Below are 3,402 nucleotides of genomic sequence, written 5' to 3'. Positions count from 1 at the left end.
TCCTGTGCACCGGTAATTCATGCTATGTTCCTTAAAACTGCCGCTTATTTTGAATGATGATCATTTTTGGCATAATAGGCCGGAATGACTTGTAACAACATATCAAACAGAGTCATTTTACAGAATGCCACAGTTATTAGGTGCTCTTTTTTTCTGTTTTATGAAATCTGACACATCAGAAACGGGGATGATTGGAATCCCTTATTTGAAGCGAATCAGACTGGTTCGGGAGAAGGGGATTTCACAGCGGGGAGCAGGGCTTTCAGTACCTGGAGGAGCATGCCGAGGACGATCTCTGAAGTGTTCCGGCCGAAGCTGCCGTTAACTTCATCGATGATCAGATAAGACAGGGCATGATACGGACATCTATGTATGTCATCTGTCAGATCAAATCCAGCATCGACTGTGGTTTAGGTTCCGGCAAATATTCGTGCCCCATTTCAAGATAATCCAGTTTGCTGCTCAACTTCATCTGATCACCCATGATATCATTCGAAATCACATCCTTAAAGTAGTCCATCTGGTTGTTTTCCGCGCATTTATCGTAAAGATCCACGGTTAATTTGACAAACTTGATTAGCTGATCGTTGAGTTCTCTTATCAAATCATCCCGGTAATCGTAGTTAGCAGGCGGGATGCCGCCGTGATATTTGTCCAGCATCTTAGTGATCAGGTGCTGCAAAACTTGAGGATCCTGGGTATTCTTTTTGAGATTGCCCAGAAATTTGGCGATTGTCTTGTCATTAGGCGCCATCGGCAGACCGGTTCTTTCACGCAGAGCCTCTAAAAATTCCTCCGGTTTCCCAAGCCCGTCGAACCCCCACTTCTCCTTAACGGCGAAATTGGATCTTGGACTGGAGCTATTCTTAGGATCGTTCTTCATAATGATGGTGCCGCCTTGTTCGGCGCTGGTTTTCAGGGCGGTCAGGCACTTATTGACGATGCTCAGATTTTTGGAGGCCTTTTCATTGCCTTTGAACGTATCCATAATATTGGTGAGCTTTTCAGAATATTGATTGTAATCAATTTTCTCAGGCAGTTTCGGCTTCTCCTGAAGTTTTATCTTGCTTAGAATCTGACCTATGCGTCTGGCGGTAAGTGGTTTTCCGGAAACGATATTTCCCTGAGCATCAAGGGCGAAATTCTTAGCCTTGAACACATCTCTCCCCAGCTTCTCCTCCAGTTTGTTCAGCAAAGCGCGATCGAAGGTGATGCGGCCATTATTATTGCGAATCCCGTCAAGATTAAAAGCTTTGCCCAAAGCTTCTAAAAACATGGTACGGGTGGCGTTGTTGGCAGCTTTCTGCTCCCGGGAGCGGAGCAGGAACCCCAGGGCCTTGTAACGCCCGGTGGCATTCACTTCAACTTTTCCGTCATCACCGGTGGCAGCATTGACAATGGTATCATCTTCATAGCAATATTTGAACGTTCCAAAGTTTTTCAGCGTGTCAATATAATCAGTCATACGGCCCCCAAAGTTCCTGTTTTTCCATGATAACCGCATTTCAGTGAAATAAACCTGAACCGGCTGTCTTTATCATGAAAGCGTTTTAGAGCTTTGAAACGATGTGATCTTTATTGCATATCCAAAAAATCTTTCATCCCCGAATACGGGGAAACGGAAAACATAAAAATCCGGATAACCGCGAATGACTTGCCTGAAACTGGCATGCCTGAGACACGGTTCCTGACAAGGATCTTTTCAGCCCGAATGCCGGCTCGGGATTTCAGAGATGTGAGCTCTCCGGAGAGTTTGAGGATCCGGAGGGGGTAGGATTTCAGGGAGTTAACTTAAGCAGGGGAAACATCAATATTCCGGGGCGGAACCCGAAGCAAAAAAGAGACCGTCAATAGCTTTTCGGGCCGGGAGGAACCGGGAGACGGAGATAATGACGGGAAGAGACTGATTGCAGCTGCAGCTCCGGTTCAATCGTAATCCGCATTTAAAAAAGACTCCCGGAAGAGCCTTTTGGAGTCCCGGATCTGATGCCGGACAATTCTGCTGTAACGGGGACAGACTACTGCTGGCGGTTCCGCACCACCACCTGCTTCACCTCACGCCATTCCGGATCCTCATCGTAGGCCAGACCGAAGGCCCGTACCTGTTCCGCGCCTTCCCGCACCTCTACCTCGGAGGTGTTTTCATAACCGTCATCCAGATTGCCGCTGGAATAGGTCACGATCTCGTTGCCCTCGAAGTCTCCCGAGGTGATTTCATTAAGATAGCTCTCGGCGCGGCTGTCCTTGATTACGGTGTATACGGAGAGGAAGCACATGGTGCCGCAGCCTCCTGAGGTGGTGAGCACGCCGGGATAAAACCGGAAGTGGGTTTTGTAATCGTTCCAGCCCAGAAGCTCGGTGCTTTCCTTCACCGAGAACATCTGCTGGTAATCCCCCGTGAGATCCGAAAGCCAAAGCTCCGGAAAGCCATCCCGGTCGATATCGGTGAAGTAATAGTAGCGGGGCGTCAGATCCGCATCGTATTCCCGGGCGGAGGCCGGCAGAGAGTTTACAAAGTCCACGTCGCTTTCCAGAACGGTGCTGGCATATTTGTGCTTCATGCCGTCAAAGGTGCAGGTATGCCGGAGGCTCACGCTGAGCTTGGGATTGAATTCCGCCACTTCAATGTTCCGGCCCTGGCGGGGGAGCTCCATGATCTGCCTGAAAACGGCATGAGACAGGGGCACCGCGCAGCCGTTATACTTCGGATCCGGAGTCAGAGTGCCGGTGGCGGGATCATAATCGTAAAAGATCACGATCTGCTTCGTGCCGAAATCGGAAATATTGCGGTCAATGGTAATGCCCAGAAGAGTGTGGCCGTTCTTGCGACGCCAGATGGTGGCCGCGCCGGTTTCCACGCTGTCCGTGTCCGGATTGTGGAACTGCGCCTCGGCATAGCCGTTTTTGATATCCATGACTCCCTTTTCTTCGTGAAGAAGCCGGTTAAAGACTCCGGTGGGCCAGTGCCGATTGAAAGCAGAAAGGAGTTCCTGAATGGTGGCCTTGTCCTTTTTAACGCCGGCGCTTACGGAAACGTGCGCCCATTCGGCAGCCAGAGTATCAGGAGAAACGTTGTTTCTGGCAGCGGCCAGAGGAGATACAGAAAGGGAAAGAGCAAAAACTGAGGTCAGCAGGGCCGCTTTATGGCCGCCCCTTGAAAAAAATTCTTTGCAAATCAGATTCATATAGTAACAACACTAAAAGCTGTGAAATCGGTTCATCCCCGCGCCCGCGGGGCAGACAAATGCGTAAACAAAATCACGATCAGCATGAGCTTCCTGGGTTTTGCCGCGTCCCGTTTCAGGACAGGGCAAACTCTGCGTGAAACAATATGTCCCGCATATTATCACATTCTTGCTGAAATTTCCCGGCTGCCCGCTGGCCACCTGATTCCGGAGAAAA

2 protein-coding genes are annotated in these 3,402 nt (G+C 49.7%); both read right to left on the bottom strand.

The genetic code is table 11. The features are described from left to right. Positions 1-382: 382 nt before the first annotated feature. The gene (locus tag ACJROR_RS06120) at positions 383-1,465 is read right to left on the bottom strand and encodes a hypothetical protein (RefSeq protein ID WP_406546320.1); all 1,083 of its coding nucleotides are present in this window, start codon (positions 1,463-1,465) and stop codon (positions 383-385) included. Positions 1,466-2,018: 553 nt separating this feature from the next. Further along, positions 2,019-3,185, bottom strand: coding sequence for a hypothetical protein (locus tag ACJROR_RS06115; protein ID WP_406546319.1), 1,167 nt, complete (start codon positions 3,183-3,185; stop codon positions 2,019-2,021). Positions 3,186-3,402 lie beyond the last annotated feature (217 nt).

The organism is Succinimonas sp., from assembly GCF_045225735.1.
Classification (GTDB): domain Bacteria; phylum Pseudomonadota; class Gammaproteobacteria; order Enterobacterales; family Succinivibrionaceae; genus Succinimonas.
Note: the sequence above shows the minus strand (reverse complement) of the source record. Positions and strands in the feature narration are given on the sequence as shown.

Bases quoted from the DNA above. Each gene is read 5' to 3' on its own strand.
- ACJROR_RS06120 (WP_406546320.1), bottom strand. From the start codon at position 1,465: ATGACTGATTATATTGACACGCTGAAAAACTTTGGAACGTTCAAATAT.
- ACJROR_RS06115 (WP_406546319.1), bottom strand. From the start codon at position 3,185: ATGAATCTGATTTGCAAAGAATTTTTTTCAAGGGGCGGCCATAAAGCG.